3 protein-coding genes and 1 tRNA gene are annotated in these 3,339 nt (G+C 73.3%); 3 read left to right on the plus strand and 1 reads right to left on the minus strand.

What is annotated here, in order from left to right; translation table 11 throughout:
- Positions 1–152 precede the first annotated feature (152 nt).
- The gene (locus EF903_RS30555; protein ID WP_260616143.1) at positions 153–1,400 is read right to left on the minus strand and encodes a hypothetical protein; all 1,248 of its coding nucleotides are present in this window, start codon (positions 1,398–1,400) and stop codon (positions 153–155) included.
- 104 nt (positions 1,401–1,504) lie between these two features.
- Between EF903_RS30555 and EF903_RS30560 the strand changes: the two genes are divergently transcribed.
- The 3 genes from EF903_RS30560 (at position 1,505) to EF903_RS30570 (ending at position 3,222) form a co-directional block, all read left to right on the plus strand.
- Positions 1,505–1,579 (plus strand) — tRNA-Val (locus tag EF903_RS30560).
- A 436-nt stretch (positions 1,580–2,015) separates the two neighbouring features.
- Positions 2,016–2,237, plus strand: coding sequence for a hypothetical protein (locus EF903_RS30565; protein WP_125548233.1), 222 nt, complete (start codon positions 2,016–2,018; stop codon positions 2,235–2,237).
- A gap of 718 nt (positions 2,238–2,955) precedes the next feature.
- On the plus strand, positions 2,956–3,222 hold the full coding sequence (locus EF903_RS30570; protein WP_260616145.1) for a hypothetical protein: 267 nt from the start codon (positions 2,956–2,958) through the stop codon (positions 3,220–3,222).
- Positions 3,223–3,339: the final 117 nt, after the last annotated feature.

The following is a 3,339-nucleotide window of genomic DNA, read 5'->3' on the forward strand; positions in this document are numbered from 1 at the left end:
GGCAGGTGGCGCCCATGTCTTCTTCTGTGGTGCACGAGGTCTATGCCCCGCATGCGGCCTACGGGTGTCACGAGGCGCACGAGAACTACGCGCCCTACACGCCCCACGAGGACGCCGGGCAGCGGGCAGCCGGCGGCGCAAGCCCCTGCCGTTCAGCCGTCGGCGCCGCGTCGGCCCCGCATGTCGGCGACCACGCGGCCGACCGCCGCCCGGATCTCCTCCATCTCCAGCAGGAAGTGCCAGTAGTCGGGGTGCCGGCCCTCCAGGGACGCCACCGCACGGTCCACCCGGGCCACCGACCGGTCCAGCGGACCCGCATGCCGGGGATCGGGCACGCTGCGCCCCTCCATCGCCAGGCGCTGCGCGTCCCGGATCGCGAAACGCGTCCGCTGCACCTCCGCCTGCGGGTCCCGGGCCACCGCCTCCAGCCGGCTCAGCCGGTCCTGCGCCGCCGACACGGCCTCGTCGGTGGAGTCCAAGGCGGCCCGTACCGCCTCGATCAGCGTGGCGACGTCACCCCACCGCTGCTCCTCGCGGGCCTGCGCCGCCCTGACCAGCTCCTGCTCGGCCCGCCCCACGTCCTGCACCGCCTGCTCCGGCACCTGCTGCAGGTCCTGCCAGCACGCCGCCGAGAACCGCCGGCGCAGCTCGCTCAGCACCGGGTCGACCCGGTCCGCCCGGTTGCGCAGCGCCTGGGCCCGCGTCCGCAGACTGACCAGCCGCCGGTCGATCTCCGCCGCCCGCTCCGGAAGCCGCTCCAGTTCCGCCCGTATCCCCTCGGCGTCGCGCAGGATCCGGTCCGCGCGCTGCACCGTCTCCTGCACGCCGTGCCGCGCCGCGCCCTGGTTCAGCAGGGTCAGCTCCGGCGCGAGCGCCGCCAGCCGCGCCGCGAACTCGTCCGCCCGCATCCCGCGGGCCCGGACCTCGTCCAGCGCCGTGCTCGCCGCAAGCAGCGCCGCCTTCGCGCGCTCCCGCGCCGGCACGACCCGCGCCAGCTGCGTCTCCGCCCGGTCCAGCAGCGGCTGGATGCCCTGCGCGAACCGGTCCAGCTCGGCCCTCATCCGGACCAGCCTGTCACGTGCCCGCGTCAGCTCGTCCCGCGCCCGACCGGCCACGGCCCCGTCCAACTCGGGCCGGTCCAGGTCGTGTGCGTCGACCGCCTCGATGTACACATGGCTGGCCTCGTCGATCCGCCGCCCCAGCGAGGCGAACGCCTCGGCGGCCTGCCGCGCCGCGGGAGAACCGTCACCGGCGGCGATCGTCTCCAGCGAGATCCGCAGATCCCGCTGCGCCGTGTCCAGCTCGTAGAACGCCGCCGCCGCGGCATCCTTGGCCGCCTGGGCATCCGCCCTGCGACTGTCTCCCCGCCCGCCGAACCACCGCCGGGATGCCGTCGTCACAATCCCTCTCCCGTACCGCCGCCGCCATGCCCCGCTCCATTCTCCCCCAGCGAACGGGTTTGCGTGGGGGGCGTGCCCGCCATGTAGGCTGTCGGCTCGTCCACGGGTGCGTAGCTCAGGGGTAGAGCGCTGCTCTTACAAAGCAGATGTCGGCGGTTCGAAACCGTCCGCGCCCACCAGTGCAGAGGCCCCCAGCCGATCTTGGTTGGGGGCCTTTGGCGGCTCCGGGTGACGGCAGTCGCCTGACCGGCCAGCCGCCGACGGCGCAGCAGCCGGGCCATGTGCCCCGCGGCCTTCCGCCTGCTGCCGTCGGTCACGTGCGTAGAGCTGTTCATCGTGACGGCGTTCTGCGAGTGCCCCAGGATCTCCGTCACCGCCTGCGACGGCACGCCGGCCGCGAAGCTCCTTCGGTACGCGCCGGATCCGGTTCCGCACGGTGACCCTCCGGCGTTCCTTGCCGCTTCGGCCGGGGGCGGGCCGGCAGGGCGGGTCTCGGCGGATCGGATCCTCTCCGGCCCTTCGCCGTCGCCGATCGGGAGAGGCGCGGGGGATCGGGTCCGAACGGTGATGCGCATGGCGGTCCGGTCGGAGCCCGGCGGGCGCATACTGGACGCAATGACAAAGCCAGCCGCACCGAAGCGCCATCTGCCCAGCAGCCCCTTCAAAGCCCCGACCGAGCCACCCCCCAAGCAATTCGCGGTGGGTGACCAGGTCACGCACGACGTGTACGGACTCGGCCGAGTGATCGGCGTCGAGGACGGAACCGCGGCGCTCGTCGATTTCGGCTCGGCGCGACAGCGGATCTTGAGCCCGTTCACCAAGATGAGCAAGCTGTAGGGCCGTTGCCCCAGACCATGCGGCGACAGTGCCCCGGTTCGAGCTTGCAGAGTGGATGTCGGCGGTTCGAAGCCGTCCGCGCCCACCCGTACAAGGGCCCCTCGCCGATCTTGGCGGGGGGCTTTGGCGTCCGGACCGGAGCGCAGGCACGGACGGCCGGGCCGGGTCCTCGGTAGACCGGTCCGTGCAAGTGCCCGGCCGCAGCGGGCGGAGGGCCGCCCGCACCCGAACCTGCCCGCCGGAGATCCTGGCTGAGCTGAGCTGAGCTGAGCAGGGACGCGGACCGGCGGGTACGACAGCGCGTACCGGGCAAGCGTTCCTGCCCTCCGGAACTCCTCCGGCAGTTGGCCGACGACTCTCACGGCGCGGTCCGCAACACCCTTGCCACTTATCCGCGTTCGCCATGCTCTGCCGCGGCCCGGCAGCGCGCCCCTGGCCAACCGGCCCGCTCGGTGACCCGTCAACGCCTTCCGCAGACTGCCGTGCACCGCATTCCGGGGCGCGCTCTCGGGGTCGCGCGGTGAGCCCAGCTCCTCTGAGCCCGACGGCGCAGTGAGAGGTTTCCCGGACATCAGGGAACCCGCCGGGCACGGACAGCGCCGGCGGAGCGGGCAGGGCAACGGCCTCCCCGCGCGCCGCGCACCGCCCTGAGGCGGGGTGGGTGGCCGGTTGGGCGGGGCGTGATGAGGGCATGACTTCGGGAAACGGTTCACTTCCGGTGGCGAGCACGCACGTTGCCGTGGCCGGCAGCGGGGGTGCGCCGCTCGCCTTTCCCTGGGATGCCGAGGCGCGGATCGACGTGCCGGACCTCGGGGGAGAAGTCGTCATCGAGGCGAATGCCGCCGGGCTGCGGACGCTTGCCAGGCACCTCCTGGTGCTCGCCGGTGACGGTGTGCACGACGGCGCGCATCTGCACCTCGAAGAGGGCAACGGGTTGGAGAGCGGCTCGGTCGGTCTCGTGCTGGAGCGCGGCTGCGAGGAGTGAGCGGGGCCGCGGGTGCGTCCCGGCAGGCATGTTGTGGGGGTGGTGGGGTTGTTCGGGGCGCGGTTCGAGCGGTGGCGGGGCCTTGAGCGGGAGCGGCTGCTTGCCGGAATGGGGGAA

The organism is Streptomyces sp. WAC05292, assembly GCF_003949955.1.
GTDB lineage: Bacteria > Actinomycetota > Actinomycetes > Streptomycetales > Streptomycetaceae > Streptomyces > Streptomyces globosus.